Source organism: Microbacterium oryzae, from assembly GCF_030406385.1.
In the GTDB taxonomy this organism is placed as follows: Bacteria; Actinomycetota; Actinomycetes; order Actinomycetales; family Microbacteriaceae; genus Microbacterium; species Microbacterium oryzae_A.
The window spans coordinates 748,842-765,038 of sequence record NZ_JAUEPM010000001.1 but is presented as its reverse complement, the minus strand read 5'-3'; the positions used below and the strand labels follow the sequence as shown (position 1 = coordinate 765,038).

General features: G+C 73.0%; 10 protein-coding genes and 1 other RNA gene. 8 read left to right on the top strand and 3 right to left on the bottom strand.

All coding sequences use genetic code 11. From position 1 onward, the window contains the following. Nucleotides 1–8: 8 nt before the first annotated feature. The 3 genes from QWJ90_RS03700 to QWJ90_RS03690 are packed head-to-tail and all read right to left on the bottom strand — an operon-like array spanning nt 9 to nt 4,406. A complete protein-coding gene (locus tag QWJ90_RS03700) occupies nt 9–2,231 on the bottom strand; it encodes a DUF3488 and transglutaminase-like domain-containing protein (protein WP_290106241.1) in 2,223 nt (740 codons plus the stop codon). Continuing rightward, the gene (locus QWJ90_RS03695) at nt 2,218–3,438 is read right to left on the bottom strand and encodes a DUF58 domain-containing protein (protein WP_290106240.1); all 1,221 of its coding nucleotides are present in this window, start codon (nt 3,436–3,438) and stop codon (nt 2,218–2,220) included. The genes QWJ90_RS03700 and QWJ90_RS03695 overlap by 14 nt, the downstream gene beginning before the upstream one ends. 5 nt (nt 3,439–3,443) lie before the next feature. Beyond that, complete coding sequence (locus tag QWJ90_RS03690; protein WP_290106363.1) at nt 3,444–4,406, bottom strand: AAA family ATPase; 963 nt, start codon at nt 4,404–4,406, stop codon at nt 3,444–3,446. Nucleotides 4,407–4,448: 42 nt separating this feature from the next. Here QWJ90_RS03690 and ffs point away from each other — a divergent pair. From ffs to QWJ90_RS03650, 8 genes are all read left to right on the top strand, one after another. Beyond that, an RNA gene (ffs, locus tag QWJ90_RS03685) (signal recognition particle sRNA small type) lies at nt 4,449–4,545 on the top strand. A 61-nt stretch (nt 4,546–4,606) separates the two neighbouring features. After that, complete coding sequence (gene pta, locus QWJ90_RS03680; RefSeq protein ID WP_290106238.1) at nt 4,607–6,712, top strand: phosphate acetyltransferase; 2,106 nt, start codon at nt 4,607–4,609, stop codon at nt 6,710–6,712. Nucleotides 6,713–6,714: 2 nt separating this feature from the next. After that, on the top strand, nt 6,715–7,950 hold the full coding sequence (locus QWJ90_RS03675; protein ID WP_290106237.1) for an acetate/propionate family kinase: 1,236 nt from the start codon (nt 6,715–6,717) through the stop codon (nt 7,948–7,950). 55 nt (nt 7,951–8,005) lie between these two features. Then, nucleotides 8,006–8,749, top strand: coding sequence for an HAD family hydrolase (locus tag QWJ90_RS03670; RefSeq protein WP_290106362.1), 744 nt, complete (start codon nt 8,006–8,008; stop codon nt 8,747–8,749). A gap of 68 nt (nt 8,750–8,817) precedes the next feature. Beyond that, a complete protein-coding gene (locus QWJ90_RS03665; RefSeq protein ID WP_290106236.1) occupies nt 8,818–11,334 on the top strand; it encodes a glycoside hydrolase family 65 protein in 2,517 nt (838 codons plus the stop codon). 88 nt (nt 11,335–11,422) lie between these two features. After that, nucleotides 11,423–13,951: a DNA polymerase III subunit gamma and tau gene (locus QWJ90_RS03660; RefSeq protein ID WP_290106235.1), complete on the top strand. Its 2,529-nt coding sequence runs from the start codon at nt 11,423–11,425 to the stop codon at nt 13,949–13,951. 39 nt (nt 13,952–13,990) lie between these two features. Beyond that, on the top strand, nt 13,991–14,584 hold the full coding sequence (recR, locus tag QWJ90_RS03655; RefSeq protein ID WP_156243199.1) for a recombination mediator RecR: 594 nt from the start codon (nt 13,991–13,993) through the stop codon (nt 14,582–14,584). Between the two features lie 94 nt (nt 14,585–14,678). Continuing rightward, nucleotides 14,679–15,986 (top strand): aspartate kinase, encoded by a 1,308-nt coding sequence (locus tag QWJ90_RS03650; RefSeq protein WP_156243200.1) that lies wholly within the window; start codon nt 14,679–14,681, stop codon nt 15,984–15,986. The last annotated feature ends 211 nt before the right edge of the window (nt 15,987–16,197 follow it).

The following is a 16,197-nucleotide window of genomic DNA, read 5'->3' as shown; positions in this document are numbered from 1 at the left end:
GCCGCGTCTCAGACGAGCTCGTCGACGGATGGCCGGACGACGAGCGAGCGGGGAGCGGCCGCGGCCCGCAGGCGGTCCGCCGGCCGCGGCAGGATGGCGCGGCGCGTGGCCCGCAGCGCGTCGGCCGCCGCGGACGCGGGCAGGTCGTCGTGCTCCCTGGCGTACGCCGCGCGCTCGACCGCGCCGACCAGCAGGGCGACCTGCGGCTCCGGCGCCCCGGCCTCCGCGACGAGACGCGCGCCCAGGGCGCGGGGCGACTCGCTCGCGCTGACGTCGTAGCCGGCGTCGATCGCGGTGTCCACCAGCTCGCGCCAGACGGCCTCGGCGCGACGGCCATCCGGAGCGCCGAGCCGCCCGCGCCGTCGCCCCACCCGCACGAGGAACGGCACGAGCAGCGCGAGGACGAGGGCGGCGGCCACGCCGAGGGCGGTCGACGCCCCTCCGCTCGTGCGCGCGCTTCCCGCGGAGCCGGCGTCGGCCGCGTCGGCGTCGGGAGCAGCGGTCGCCGTCGCCGTCGGGCTCGGCCGCGGCGTCGCCCAGCGCCCGTCGAGCTCATCGGTCGGCGTCTGCGCGCCGGTGGGGGCCTCCGGCAGGAAGTTCGTCGGCACCCCGAGCGAGGCGGTGGGGTCGAACGCGACCCATCCGATGCCGTCGAGGTGCGCCTCGGGCCAGGAGTGCAGCTGGCCGCTCGTGACCGAGTACGTCATCGCGCCGTCGGCGCCCGGCTGACCCGTGGACGTGCCGGGAAGGTATCCCACCACCACGCGGGTGGGGATGCCCAGCGTGCGCGCCATGACGGCGAAGGCCGACGCGAAGTGCACGCAGTAGCCGGCCCGCTCGTCGAGGAAGCGCGCGATCGCCTCCACGCCCGACCCGTCGAAGCCCTCCTCGACGGGCGCCTCCAGCGAGTAGCGGAACGCGCCGCCGCGGAACCAGCCCTGCAGGGCGCGCAGCTGGTCGTACGGGGTCTCGGCGCTCTCGGTCACCTCGGCGGCGAGCTCGGGGATGACGGCGGGCAGCGCGGGCAGCTCGAGGGCCTGGGCGGGCGCGCCCTCGCCGCCGACCGTGGCCTGCTGGGCCTGCTCGCGCGTGGGTGCCGGGCGCTCCCACGACACCGTGTACTGCGCGTCGAGGGAGGTGGCGGAGTTGGTGACGAGGGTGCGATTGGCGGTGAGCAGCGACCACGCCTCGTCGACGCCCTGGAGCTCCACCGCCGCGTACGGCAGGGGCAGGTAGGAGCCGGCGAGCCTGGTGACGTCGATCCGCGCGGTGCCCGCCACGCGCTCGGCCGAGCTGCGCTCGAGAGGGGGGAGGCCGGCGGCCACCGAGGTCAGTGCGCCGGTGTCGGGGGTCCAGACCTCTCCGTCGAACGACGACAGGGTCGCGACGCGCAGGTACGGCGCGGAGCCCGCGTCGGTCGTGACCCGCAGCACCTCGGTCTCCGCGGGCTGGCGCAGGCTCGCGCCGAGGTCGAGATCGGCGTCGATGGTGGTGGTCGGGCCGATGCCCGTCCCCGCCTTGGCGACCGGCTGGGGGAGGAAGGGCGGGATGGCCAGGGCCGCGACGACCGCGACCACGCCGACGACCGCGGCGACCGCCGATGCCGATGCCGCGTGCGCGAGCCCGTCCTGCGGGTCTCGCGCGCGGGTGTCTGCCCGCAGGAGGAGCAGGACCGCGACGGCCAGCGGCACGAAGTAGACCGCGTCCACCCGCTGCGGGACGACGAGCGACGGGATGAGCGCCACGGCGATGAGTCCGGTGGCGGCCAGGAGCGGCAGGCGCGCGGTGAGGGCGACGTGCGCCATCGCGATCGCCAGGAGTCCGATCGCAGCGGTGATGGACCATGACAGCGCAGGCGTCGGCCGCACCGGCGCGACGCCGCGCAGCAGCTCGTCACCCACCGCGCCCAGCATGGCGCGCACGGCGGGGACGGTGTCGAGGGAGGGGACGACGACGAGCCGCGGGATGGCGGCGGGCAGCATCACGGTCACGGCGACGAGCCAGGCCGCAGCTTCCGCCACGATCGGCCAGGAGAGACGCGCACTGCGTCGCACCGCCCACCCTGCCGCCGCGACGGCGGCGACGACCAGCACGGTCTGCGGCAGCCACGACGGCAGGATCACGCGCGAGATGGGCAGGGCGGCGGCGAGCACGGCGACGGCGGTCCACAGGGCCAGCCCGGGATCGCCGCTCACGCGTCCCGGGGCGGCCGCGCCCTCAGCGGCCGGCATGCGCCGTCTCCGCACCGCGCAGCCACGTCTCCTCGACGTCCTCCCCGAGAGCTGCGACGCGCCATCCGGCCCGCCGCACCTGCGGGAGCGCGTCGGGGCGAGGGTCGGCGGCGAACACCAGCGGCAGCGCGCCGCGATGTCCGAGTCGGGCGAGGACCGGGGCGTCGTCGCCCTCCAGACGACCGGCGATCACGATGAGCGGGCCGACGGTCCGGCCCGCGAGCGCGCGGTCCAGCTGCGGCAGGGTGTCGGCCGAGCGGGTGCCGAGGGTCGCGAACGCGCGCGCGAGCTCGTCGCGCTCGTCCGCCCCCGGAGCGGCCGCGAGCGCGGCCAGCGCCAGGCCGTCTCCGTCGACGACCTCGACGACGTAGCCGTCGTTGGCGAGCCGCCACGCGATCGACACGCACAGCGACACGGCGTTCTCGAAGGCGGGGTCGCCTCCGGGCACTGCGGCCGCTGGCCCCCATCGGAAGATGCCGCGGTCGAGCACGACGAGCGCCTGCGGGGAGGACTCCTGCTCCTCCTCCCGCACCATGAGCTCGCCGAGCCGCGCGGAGGCGCGCCAGTGGACGCGGCGCATCGAGTCGCCGGGGGCGTACGGGCGGGGGATGAGGTTGTCCGCTCCCTGCCCGCGCCGCTCGGCGGTCGCGAGCGCGACCCCCGCGTCTCCGCCCACGCGGCTCAGCGAGGCGAGCGGGGCGACCCGCGGCGTGACCATGACGGGGGTGGCGCCGCCCAGGCGCCGGGTGCGGCGCGCGAGGCCGAACGGGTCGTGCTCGACGACGGTGAGGGGGCCGAGGGTCCAGGGGCCGCGGCGCAGTCCGGTGACCGTGTAACCGAGCTCGAGCGTCTCGCGCATGCCGGGGGTGAGGGAGGCGGGCAGAGACCCGGATGCGGTGCCGAGGAGGCCCGCCGGCACGACGTCGTGCCACGTGCCGCCGGGTGTCGGCAGGGGCGAGCGGCCGGAGATCCGCAGCGTCACCGCGCACTCCTCGCCGACCGCCACCGTCTCCGGTCGCAGGATCCGCAGGACGCGGGCGGGGCTCCGTCGCAGGTAGAGCGAGAGCACACACGTGACGGCGAGCGACACCAGGAGCACGCCGAACGCGAGCGCCTCCGGGGATCCCGCGGCGTGGGCGCCCACGCACAGCGCGAGACCGAGAGCCAGCGCTCCCGCTCCGCGTGAGGTGAGTGGCCCCCGGCGCATGATCGTCAGCGGGCCGCGGTCAGCGGGACGGGGACCGAGCGCACGATGCGCTCGAGGACGGCCGGCACCACGTCGTCGTCGCCGTGCCGTGCGACGGCGGCTCGGGTGGGGATGAGCCGGTGTGCGAACACGGGCGCGAGCAGGGCCATGAGGTCGTCGGGGATCACGTACTCGCGCCCGTCGAGCGCGGCGCGCACCTTCGCCGCGCGCACGAGCTGGATCGTCGCGCGGGGGCTCGCGCCCAGGCGCAGGTCGGGGTGGTGCCGAGTGCCCTGGGCGAGGGCGACCGCGTACTGCTCGATGACGGGCGCGACGTGCACCGAGCGGGCCCAGGCGATGAGCTGCGCGACCGTCTCGACGTCGACGACCGCGCGCAGCGCGTCCAGCGGGTCTGCGGTGTCGCGCTGCCGCAGCATCAGCGCCTCGGCCGCCGCGTCGGGGTACCCGATCGAGATGCGCATCATGAAGCGATCCCGCTGCGCCTCGGGAAGCGCGTATGTGCCCTCCATCTCCAGGGGGTTCTGCGTCGCCACGACGAGGAACGGCCGGGGCAGGGGGTGAGTGCGGCCGTCGACGGTGACCTGCGTCTCCTCCATCGCCTCCAGGAGCGCCGACTGGGTCTTGGGGGAGGAGCGGTTGATCTCGTCGGCGATGACGATGTGCGCGAACACCGCACCGGGCTTGAACTCGAACTCGCGCGTTCCCGGATCGAACACCGACACGCCCGTGACGTCGCTGGGCAGGAGATCCGGAGTGAACTGGATTCGCCGGACGGTCGCCGCGATGCTCGTGGCGAGCGCGCGGGCGAGCTGCGTCTTCCCGACTCCCGGGACGTCCTCGATGAGGAGATGCCCCTCCGCGAGCAGGGCCGTGACCGCGCTGCGCACAGCCTCGGGCTTCCCGTCGATCACGCGGGAGATCGACGCGGTGATCTCGCCCGACGCCTGCAGGAATCTGTCGGCCGTCATCGTCTCTGGCACGGGCCACCTCGCATTCGGGGTTAGACTATCTCCAGCTCTCCGCGTGGCGGCATCCAGGCCAACTCCCCCAGGACGGAAACGTAGCAAGGGTAACCGGGCTCTGTCGGGTGCGCGGAGAGCCTTTTCATGCCCGGACGAATCGGCCGTCTCCCCGTCCCGGCCGCGTTCTCGCCCGTAGGCTGGAGGACGTGGCGAGAAGCATCTACATCACGTCGGCGGAGGGCCACTCCGGGAAGTCCACGGTCGCTCTGGGAGTGCTCGACGCGCTCAGCAGGGCGACTCCCCGCGTGGGCGTCTTCCGCCCCATCGCGCGCTCGACGGATGAGCGGGACTACGTCCTCGAGATGCTCCTCGATCACGACGGCGTCGACCTCGCGTACGACGAGTGCGTCGCGGTCACCTACGACGACGTCCGCGCCGATCCGGAGGCGGCCCTCGCCCGGATCGTCGAGCGCTTCAAGGCCGTGGAGGCCAAGTGCGACGCGGTCGTGGTGCTCGGCAGCGACTACACCGACGTCGGGAGCCCCGCCGAGCTCGCCTACAACGCCCGGGTGGCGGTGAACCTCGGCACGCCCGTGCTCCTCGTGCTCGGCGGGCGTGCGCACCAGGGCGGCAGCGAGCAGCTCGGCACCACCTCGGCGCGCACGCCCGAGGAGGTCGCCCAGATCGCCGCGCTCGCCGTGCCGGAGCTCGCCAGAGAGCGTGCAGAGCTGCTGGCGACCGTCGTCAACCGCGCCGACGACGCGCGCCGCGACGAGATCATCCGGGCGGTCCGCGTGACGACGCCGAGCGCGCCCGTGTGGGCGGTCCCCGAAGACCGCATGCTCGTCGCGCCGTCGATGGGCGACGTGCTCCGCGCGGTCGGAGGACGGCTCATCCACGGCGACGAGGAGCTCCTCACCCGCGAGGCGCTCGGCGTGGTGGTCGCGGCGATGTCGATGGAGAACGTGCTGCCTCGCCTCACCGAGGGCGCCTGCCTCATCGTGCCGGGCGACCGCAGCGAGGTGCTCCTCGCGGCGCTCCTCGCCAATGCCTCCGGCACCTTCCCGTCGATCGCCGGCATCATCCTCAACGGGCCCTTCGACATCCCGGAGTCCGTCACGCGCCTGCTGGAGGGGCTCGGCTCGCGCCTGCCCGTCATCCGCTCGGAGGGCGACACGTACACCACGGCGGTGCAGGTGATGAGCGCGCGCGGACGGCTGGCTGCGGGCTCACCGCAGCGATACAACCTCGCGCTGTCGCTGTTCGAGACGCACGTCGACACCGCCGAACTCACGCGCGTGCTGGGCGTGGCGCAGGCGAGCGTGGTCACGCCGCTGATGTTCGAGTACACGCTGCTGGAACGCGCGCGCTCCGACCGGCGCCACATCGTGCTGCCGGAGGGCGACGACGACCGCGTCCTGCGGGCGGCGGGCATCCTGCTGCAGCGGGGCGTGGCGCAGCTGACCATCCTGGGCGAGCCGTTCGAGGTGCGCGCCCGGGCCATCGAGCTCGGGGTCGACCTGCGCGACGCGCACGTGCTGAGCCCCTTCGACGCGGTGCACGTGCACAAGTTCGCCACGGAGTACGCCGCGCTGCGCGCGCACAAGGGCATGACCTACGAGCGCGCGGCCGACACAGTCACCGACCCCAGCTACTTCGGCACCATGATGGTGCACCTCGGCCTGGCCGACGGGATGGTGTCGGGAGCCGTGCACACGACGGCCCACACCATCCGCCCCGCCTTCGAGATCATCAAGACGAAGCCGGGCGTCTCGGTGGTCTCCAGCGTCTTCCTCATGGCGCTGGCCGACCGCGTGCTCGTCTACGGCGACTGCGCGGTCATCCCCGACCCCACCAGCGAGCAGCTCGCCGACATCGCCATCTCCTCCGCGGAGACCGCGCGGCAGTTCGGCGTGGAGCCGCGGGTGGCGATGCTGTCGTACTCGACGGGTGAGTCGGGTTCGGGCGCCGATGTCGACAAGGTCAGGGAGGCGACACAGCTCGCGCGCACTCGCGCGCCGCAGCTGCCGATCGAGGGGCCGATCCAGTACGACGCCGCGGCCGACGCCGCGGTCGCCCGCGCGAAGCTGCCCGACTCGGAGGTCGCGGGGCGCGCGACGGTGTTCGTCTTCCCCGACCTCAACACCGGCAACAACACCTATAAGGCCGTGCAGCGCTCGGCCGGCGCCGTCGCCATCGGACCGGTCCTCCAGGGCCTCAACAAGCCCATCAACGACCTCTCGCGCGGCGCGCTCGTCGAAGACATCGTGAACACGGTCGCCATCACGGCGATCCAGGCGCAGGGAGAGTGACCATGGGCGGCACGAGCGTTCTCGTCGTCAACAGCGGCTCGTCGTCGTTCAAGTACCAGCTCATCGACATGGAGACCGAGCGCGTGCTCGCCTCGGGCCTCGTGGAGCGGATCGGGCAGGACCACGGCGCGGCGCGGCACACCGTGCGGTACGCGGCAGATGCGGGGGAGTCCGCCCCCGCGATCGCCGAGGCGACGCACACCCGCGAGACGGCCATCCCCGATCACACCGCCGGCTTCCGCGTCATGCTCGACGCGTTCGCCGAGCACGGGCCGCTGCTCGAGCCCGCCGACCTCGCCGCGGTGGGCCATCGCGTCGTGCACGGCGGCGCGCGCTTCTTCGAGCCCACGCTCGTCACCGACCTCGTGGAGATCAACATCGACGAGCTCTCGGTGCTCGCGCCGCTGCACAATCCCGGTGCGCTCCAGGGCATCAGGGCCGCGCGCCGGGCGTTCCCCGACGTCGCGCACGTGGCGGTCTTCGACACCGCCTTCCATCAGACGCTCCCGCCCGCCGCCTTCACGTACGCCATCGACCGCGAGGTCGCCGCGGCGCACCGCATCCGCCGGTACGGCTTCCACGGCACGAGCCACAAGTACGTCGCCGAGGCCGCCGCCCGCCACGTCGGGCGCCCGCTGACAGAGCTCCGGCAGATCGTGTTCCACCTCGGCAACGGCGCGTCGGTCACGGCCGTCGACGGCGGCCGCTCGGTGGAGACGTCGATGGGCATGACACCGCTCGAGGGCCTGGTGATGGGCACCCGCTCCGGCGACCTGGATCCGGCGGTTCTCTTCCAGCTCGCCCGCCGCGCGGACATGACCACCGGCGAGCTCGACCGGCTGCTGAACACCCGCAGCGGCCTCAAGGGGCTCGCGGGGGTGTCCGACATGCGCGACGTGCAGGAGCGCCGCGCGGCGGGAGACGAGGACGCGCAGCTCGCGTTCGACGTCTACGTGCATCGTCTGCGGGCCTACGCTGGCGCCTACCTCGCGCAGCTCGGCGGGGTCGACGTCATCTCGTTCACGGCCGGGGTGGGCGAGAACGCGCCGCAGGTGCGGGCGGCCGCGCTCTCGACGCTGGGGTTCGCCGGCGTCGAGATCGACGAGGCCCGCAACGAGAGCGCTCCCCGCGGGGAGATCGCCGTGATCTCGGCGGACTCCTCCCGCGTCACGGTGCTCGTCGTGCCCACCGACGAGGAGCTGGAGATCGCACGTCAATCCCTGGCCGCCGCCAGTTGAGCGCCACTACGCTGGTCGGACACCGACAGCCCGCGACGGAGGATCTGTGACCTCACTGCCCGATGCGCACCTGCCCGATCTCAGACGCTGCGACGCGGTGCTGTTCGACCTGGACGGGGTGATCACGCCCACGGCCGAGGTGCACATGCACTCGTGGCGCGCCATGTTCGAGGAGCTGTTCGCGCAGTGGGGGATCGAACCCGCGTATACCGATCAGGACTACTTCGACCACCTCGACGGCAAGAAGCGCTACGACGGCGTCGCCACGCTGCTGCGCAGCCGCGACGTGGAGGTTCCGTGGGGAGACCCCTCCGACGACCCGTCGCTCGACACCGTGTGCGGGATCGGCAACCGCAAGAACATCGTGTTCTCACGCGTGCTGGCCGAGGAGGGGATCGCGGCCTACCCCGGATCCCTCGCCCTGCTCGAAGCTCTCGCCGCGGTCGGCACGCCGGTCGCGGTCGTCTCCAGCTCCAAGAACGCACGCGATGTGCTCACGGCGGCGGGGATCCTCGACCGCTTCCCCGTGATCGTGGACGGGGCGACCGCCGAGCGCGACGGCCTGCCCTCGAAGCCCGCGCCCGACATGTTCCTCGCCGGCGCCCGGCAGCTGGGCGCAGCGCCCGCGCGGTCCGCGGTCCTCGAGGACGCGCTGAGCGGGGTCGCGGCGGCCGCCGCCGGCGGCTTCGGGCTCGTCATCGGCGTGGACCGCGGCGCGGGGGCGGACACGCTGACCGCCGCCGGCGCGCACGTCGTCATCGGCGATCTCGACGAGCTCGTCGGCCCCGCCACCCGCTAGCGCACGCGGCTGTCCCGGCCACCGCCATCCGCCGCCTTCTCGGCCACCGCCATCCCGGAGCTTCTCGCATGATCGATCGCGACCGATTTCCCATCGACCCCTGGCGTCTCGTGGAGACCCGCTACTCCGAGGAGGACGCGGGCGTCACCGAGACGCTGTTCGCCGTCGGCAACGGCTTCCTCGGCCTGCGCGGCAACTACCCGGAAGGCCGCCACGCGCACGAGCACGGCACCTTCATCAACGGGTTCCACGAGACCTGGCCGATCCGTCACGCCGAGAGCGCCTACGGCTTCGCCGAGGTCGGGCAGACCATCGTCAACGTGCCCGATCCGAAGGTCATGCGCGTGTACGTGGACGACGAGCCGCTCTCGCTCGACCTCGCCGATGTGCGCGAGTACGAGCGCACGCTGGACTTCCGCGACGGCGTCATGCGACGCCGCCTGCTGTGGGTGACGCCCTCGGGCAAGGAGGTCCTCCTCGAGTCCGACCGCCTGGTGCCGTTCGAGGACCGCCACGTCGCGGTGGAGCGGATGACGGTGACGGTCCGGAACGCCGACGCGCCCGTCGCCGTGGACTGCCAGCTCATCAACCGGCAGGACGGGCAGGACGTCTACGGCGGCCATCCGCACGCTCCCGGCGTCGCCGACCCGCGACGCGCCGAGCGGATCGACGCGGAGCGCGTGCTCCTCCCGCAGGAGCACTGGCAGAACGGCACGCGCACGGCGCTGTCGTACCGCACGGCGTCGTCCGACATGTCGATCGCCGTCCTCGCCGACCACCTCATCGAGACCGACAACGAGCACTCGCACGAGTCGCACCTCGAGCCCGACATCGCCCGCAACGTCTTCCGCGTGGAGGCGAAGGCCGGCGTCCCGGTGACGCTGACGAAGGTCATCAGCTACCACTCCTCGCGCAGCGTGCCGACGGGAGAGCTCATCGACCGCAGCCTTCGCACGCTCGACCGCGTGGTCGCGGCGGGCGTCGAGGGTCTCTACGCCGCCCAGCGGCGCTGGATGGACGACTTCTGGCAGCGCTCGGACGTCCGGATCACGGGGCACGACGACCTGCAGCAGGCGACGCGCTGGTGCCTCCTGCAGCTCGCCATGGCCTCGGCGCGGGCGGACGGCTGGGGCATCCCCGCCAAGGGCGTGACCGGATCCGGGTACAGCGGGCACTACTTCTGGGACACGGAGATCTACATCCTGCCGTTCCTCGCGTACACGACCCCGCTCTGGGCGCGGAACGCGATGCGCATGCGCACGAAGATGCTGCCGGCCGCCCGCCGGCGCGCGGCCAAGATGAGCGAGGCCGGCGCGCTCTACCCCTGGCGCACCATCAACGGCGAGGAGGCGTCGGCCTACTACGCGGCCGGCACCGCGCAGTACCACATCAACGCCGACATCGCCTTCGCCCTGGTGCGCTACGTCCGCGCCACGGGAGACCTCGACTTCATGGCGCGGGAGGGGGCGGATGTCCTCGTCGAGACCGCGCGGATGTGGACGACGCTGGGGTTCTGGCGCCAGAACGAGGGCGAGGAGAGCTTCCACATCCACGGTGTCACCGGCCCCGACGAGTACACGACGGTCGTCAACGACAACCTCTTCACGAACGTCATGGCGCGGTTCAACCTGCGCGCGGCCGCGCAGGTCGTGCGCCTGATGGCCGAGCGCGCGGGGCGCGAGTACCGCGATCTCGTCGACCGGGTGCAGCTCGACCCGGGGGAGCCGGAGGCGTGGGAGCGCGCGGCGGACGCCGTCTACATCCCCTACAACGAGAAGCTCGGGATCAATCCGCAGGACTCGCTGTTCCTCGAGCGCGAGGTGTGGGACGTCGAGAACACGCCCCACGAGCAGCGCCCGCTGCTGCTGCACTTCCACCCGCTCGTCATCTACCGTTTCCAGGTGCTGAAGCAGGCCGACGTCGTGCTGGCGCTGTATCTGCAGGGCGACCAGTTCAGCGCCGAGGAGAAGCTCGCGGACTTCGAGTACTACGACCCGCTCACAACGGGCGACTCGACGCTGTCGGCGGTCGTGCAGTCGATCCTCGCCGCCGAGGTGGGGTACCAGGACCTGGCGCTGGACTACTTCGAGCACGCGCTGTTCGTCGACCTCGCCGACCTGCACGGCAACGCGTCGGACGGCGTGCACGTCGCCTCGGCGGGCGGTGTCTGGACCGCGCTCGTCGCTGGGTTCGGGGGAATGCGCGATCACGACGGCGAGCTGAGCTTCGACCCGCGCCTGCCCCGGGACTGGCCGGAGCTGCAGTACGCGCTCTCCTGGCAGGGGTCGCAGCTCGAGGTCGCCCTGCGCCGTGACGAGATGCGGGTGCGGGTGCGCTCGGGCGACCCCGTCACGTTCCGCGTGCGGGGCGGCGTCCACACCGCGAGCGTGGACGCCGAGGCCGTGGTGCCGCTCGCCGACCAGGGGCCGGTCATCCAGGGGCGCCCGACCATGCGCAAGTACTCCTCGATGCACCGGGAGGACGGCTCGCACCTCGAGCCCACCCTGCCTCCGGTGACCTCCGCCATCCCGATCGTCGCCGACGATCTGATGGAGCGCGCGACGGATCCCCACTCGCTGGACTGACGCCGATCGCAGCGCCTCCCGGCCGCCCGCATGGGCGGCTGGGAGACCGACCGGGGCGATGTCGGTGGGGAGCCGTAGGCTGGTTTCCGTGACCACAGCCTTGTATCGCCGCTATCGGCCGGAGACCTTCGGGGAGATGATCGGCCAGTCGCAGGTCACGGATCCGCTGATGACGGCGCTGCGCGGAGATCGCATCGGCCACGCCTACCTCTTCTCGGGTCCGCGCGGGTGCGGCAAGACCACGTCGGCCCGCATCCTCGCCCGCTGCCTGAACTGCGCGGAGGGGCCCACCGACGTGCCGTGCGGGCGCTGCGACAGCTGCGTCGAGCTCTCCCGCGCGGGCGGCGGATCGCTCGACGTCGTCGAGATCGACGCCGCCAGCCACAACGGCGTCGACGACGCCCGCGATCTGCGCGAGCGGGCCATCTTCGCGCCCGCGCGCGACCGCTTCAAGATCTTCATCCTCGACGAGGCCCACATGGTCACGCCGCAGGGGTTCAACGCGCTGCTGAAGCTCGTCGAGGAGCCTCCGGCCCACGTCAAGTTCATCTTCGCGACCACCGAGCCCGACAAGGTGATCGGCACCATCCGCTCGCGCACGCACCACTATCCGTTCCGGCTCGTGCCACCGGCGGCGATGCTCGCGTACGTCGAGAAGCTGTGCGCCGAGGAGGGCGTCTCCGTGGCGCAGGGCGTGCTGCCGCTCGTCGTGCGCGCGGGCGGCGGGTCGCCGCGCGACACCCTCTCGATCCTCGACCAGCTCATCGCAGGGTCGGAGAACGCGAGCGTGACCTACGAGCGCGCCGTGGCGCTGCTCGGGTACACGCACGCCGAGCTGCTGGACGAGGTCGTCGACGCGTTCGCGGTCGCCGACGCCGGATCGGCGTTCGGCGCGGTGGACCGAGTCGTGCAGACCGGGCAGGACCCGCGTCGTTTCGTCGACGACCTGCTCGAGCGCCTCCGCGACCTCATCGTCATCGCCGCGACCGGGGCCGGCGCGTCCGCCGTGCTGCGCGGCATCCCCGCCGACGAGCTCGAGCGGATGGGTCAGCAGGCCGACCGCTTCGGCGCGGATCGCCTGTCGCGGGTCGCCGACATCGTCAGCGCCGCCCTCGACGGGATGACCGGCGCGACCTCTCCGCGCCTGCAGCTCGAGCTCATGATCGCGCGCGTGCTCACGCAGGGAACCGCCGTCGCCGGCCTGGCCGGCGCCGCGGGGCGGGGGAGCGGCGCCGTGACGCCGACCGGGGCTGCGCCGGCTCGGGCTGCGGCGGCCGGGTCGGCTGCTGCCGCTGCTGCTCCTGCCGCGGCTCCGCGGACGGCGGCTCCGGCGGCGGCCCCTGCTGCCGAGCCGGCGGCTGCGCCTGCCGCGGCTGCTCCTGCGGCGGCTGCTCCTGCCGCGGCTCCGCGGACGGCGGCTCCGGCTGCTGCCTCGCCGACAGCTCCGAGCGCCGAGTCCCCGGCAGCTCCGGCGGCGGCTCCGCCCCAGGCGGGATCCGCCGACGACGGGACCGTGCCCGCGGCCGGATGGGCGACCATTCCACCCGGCGGCGACGGGCCCGCCGAGGAACGCGCCGCTCAAAGTCCGGCGGGGTCGCGGGCGAACGACGACGCGCCGCTGCCCGGTCCCGAGGACGAGCCGCCGTACGACCCCTACGACGAGCCGCCCGTCCGCGACGCCGCTCCTCGGCCGTCGGCGCCCGCGCAGCAGGAGAAGCCGGCACCCGCGTCGACCGAGCTCACCCTGCCGGCCGTGCAGGCCGTCTGGTCGGGAGTCCTCGCTCGCCTCGAGCACGTGAGCCGCTCGTCCTGGCTCGTCCTTCAGAGCGCTCGCCCCGTCGCCGCGGCGGGCGACGTGCTCACGCTCGCGTTCACGAATCAGCGGGACCTCGCCACCTTCAAGGAGCGCACCCCGCAGGGCGGGGGTGTCAGCGAGGATCTGCGCGGCATCATCCTCGAGGTGCTGGGTGTCCGCGTGAAGTACCTCGCGCGCCACGACGGCGGTGCCGCGGGCGGCCACGGTGGCGGTCCCGGTGGTGGCGGTTCTGGTGGTCCCGGCTCCGGCCGGCCCGATGGCAGCGGCCCACAGCAGGGTCCCGGCGCGCAGCAGGGCCCCGGCCCACAGCAGGGCCCCGACGCGCAGCAGGGCTCTGCCCCGCGGCGGGAGCAGGCTCCCGAGCGGAGCGCGCCCGCCGTCGATCGGCCATCCCGCGCCGCCGGCCCCACGGCCGGCGGCGCGTCGGTCGCCGGGGCGGCGCCCGTCACCGAGTGGGCGGTCGCCACCATCCCCGGCGGCGTCGTCGGGACCCTGGCCGTCGACGACGACCCGGAGGAGGCCGCGGTACCCGTCGTCGCACGCGCGACGGCCCCGGTGCCCGAGGGCGAGGTGACGGCGCCCGCGCCGCTCACCGCCGACGAGGACGACGCCGACCCGGGCGACGTCCCCCCGGAGCCCGCGGAGGCGATCGCCCCTCGTCCCGCCCCGCAGCCGCGCGTGCAGGCACGCAGCGTCGGACCCGACGGCATCCAGCGCTACGGCGAGGCCGTCGTCCGGCAGGTGCTGGGCGCGACCTTCCTCCACGAGGAGCCCTATGAGCCGCCGACGCGGTTCGCCTGATCCTCCCTCACCTCTTCCTCGTAAGGACACAACCCCGGTATGTACGACGGCATCGTCCAGGAGCTGATCGACGAGCTCGGCCGCCTCCCCGGCATCGGCCCGAAGTCCGCCCAGCGCATCGCGTTCCACATCCTGCAGACGCCGACCTTCGACGTGTCGCGGCTCTCCGTGCTCCTGCGCGAGGTGCGCGAGCGGGTGAAGTTCTGCGAGATCTGCGGCAACGTCTCCGAGAGCGACACCTGCGGCATCTGCCGCGACCCGCGCCGCGATACCTCGCTCATCTGCGTCGTGGAGGACGCAAAGGACGTGGCCGCCATCGAGCGCACGCGCGAGTTCCGCGGACGCTACCACGTGCTGGGTGGCGCCATCAGCCCCATCGCGGGGATCGGCCCCGACGATCTGCGCATCCAGCAGCTCATGACGCGCCTAGCCGACGGCACAGTGCAGGAGGTCATCCTCGCGACGAACCCGAATCTCGAGGGCGAGGCCACCGCCGCCTACCTCAGCCGCCTGCTGACGGCCCTCGACATCGCGGTGTCGCGCCTGGCCTCGGGACTCCCCGTCGGCGGCGATCTCGAGTACGCCGACGAGGTGACGCTGGGCCGCGCGTTCGAGGGGCGCCGGCGCCTGTAGGGGTATGTCCGCGGGAGCATGCGGGCTTCTCTAGGATTGATGCGTGGACGCGGTCGGCGTCCGCTCATCCCGCGAACGCATCGAGGAGCATCACTTGGCGCTGATCGTCCAGAAGTTCGGCGGCTCGTCCGTGGCCGACGCCGAGAGCATCAAGCGCGTCGCGAAGCGCATCGCCGACACCCGCCGCGCCGGGCATGACGTCGTCGTGGCGGTGAGCGCGATGGGCGACACCACGGACGAGCTGCTGGACCTCGCCTCCCAGGTCGCGCCGATGCCCGCGCCGCGCGAGCTCGACATGCTGCTCTCCAGCGGAGAGCGCATCTCCATGGCCCTCCTGGCCATGGCCATCCACTCGATGGGGTACGAAGCGCGCTCGTTCACGGGCAGCCAGGCCGGCATGATCACCACGGCCGACCATGGCTCTGCGCGCATCGTCGACGTGACGCCCGTGCGCCTGCGTGCGGCGCTCGACGACGGCGCCGTCGTGATCGTGGCCGGTTTCCAGGGGTTCAACCGCGACACCAAGGACATCACCACGCTCGGTCGCGGCGGCTCGGACACCACCGCGGTCGCGCTCGCGGCGGCTCTCGACGCCGACGTGTGCGAGATCTACAGCGATGTCGACGGCATCTTCACCGCCGACCCGCGCGTGGTCCCGCTGGCCCGCAAGCTCGGGCACATCACCGCGGAGGAGATGCTCGAGCTCGCTGCGAACGGCGCAAAGGTGCTCTACATCCGCGCCGTCGAGTACGCCCGCCGCCACGGCGTGCTCATCCACGCCCGGTCGACCTTCACGTCGAACGAGGGCACCTATGTTCTGGGCGAGGGGATGAAGGCCCCCCGCGATGCCAAGGGAGAGACCATGTCGGACGACGCCATCGGGATGGAAGAGCCGGTCGTCGCCGGTGTCGCCATCGACCGCAGCCAGGCCAAGATCACGGTGCTCGGGGTTCCCGACGTCCCGGGTTCCGCCGCGGCGATCTTCACGCTCGTCGCGAAGACGGGCGCGAACATCGACATGATCGTGCAGAACGTGCAGTCGGCGAAGGCCGGCCGGACCGACATCTCCTTCACGCTGCCGAAGCAGTCCGCCGCCGACGTGGCGAAGGCGCTCACGGCCGCCCAGGACGAGGTCGGCTTCGAGAACCTCGTGTACGACGACCAGGTCGGCAAGCTCTCGGTGGTCGGCGCGGGCATGCGCACGCACGCCGGCGTCTCGCTGACCCTGTTCGAGGCGCTGAGCGGGGCGGGCATCAACATCGAGATGATCTCCACGAGCGAGATCCGCATCTCCGTCATCCTCCGTGACACCGAGCTCGACGAGGCCGCGCGCGTGGTGCACAGCGCCTATGGCCTGGACGGCGAGATCGAGGCGACCGTCTACGCGGGCACCGGCCGCTGACATCCCTCGACAGGCCCCGACCATCCGCGGTCGGGGCCTTCGTCGTCTCCGCCCCTGTGCCGTGTCTCAGTTCGTGCGGGTATGAGGCGGGCTTTCCCGCGCGGAGTGAGACATGGGCGACCTCGTGTCTCACTTGTTGCGGGTATGAGGCGGTCTTTCCCGCGCGGAGTGAGACATGGGCGACCTCGTGTCTCACTTGTTGCGGGTATGA

Excerpts from the sequence above, each read along its gene's own strand:
- QWJ90_RS03700 (WP_290106241.1), bottom strand. The coding sequence starts at position 2,231 with ATGCCGGCCGCTGAGGGCGCGGCCGCCCCGGGACGCGTGAGCGGCGAT.
- QWJ90_RS03695 (WP_290106240.1), bottom strand. The coding sequence starts at position 3,438 with ATGCGCCGGGGGCCACTCACCTCACGCGGAGCGGGAGCGCTGGCTCTC.
- QWJ90_RS03690 (WP_290106363.1), bottom strand. The coding sequence starts at position 4,406 with ATGACGGCCGACAGATTCCTGCAGGCGTCGGGCGAGATCACCGCGTCG.
- QWJ90_RS03675 (WP_290106237.1), top strand. The coding sequence starts at position 6,715 with ATGGGCGGCACGAGCGTTCTCGTCGTCAACAGCGGCTCGTCGTCGTTC.
- QWJ90_RS03665 (WP_290106236.1), top strand. The coding sequence starts at position 8,818 with ATGATCGATCGCGACCGATTTCCCATCGACCCCTGGCGTCTCGTGGAG.
- recR (WP_156243199.1), top strand. The coding sequence starts at position 13,991 with ATGTACGACGGCATCGTCCAGGAGCTGATCGACGAGCTCGGCCGCCTC.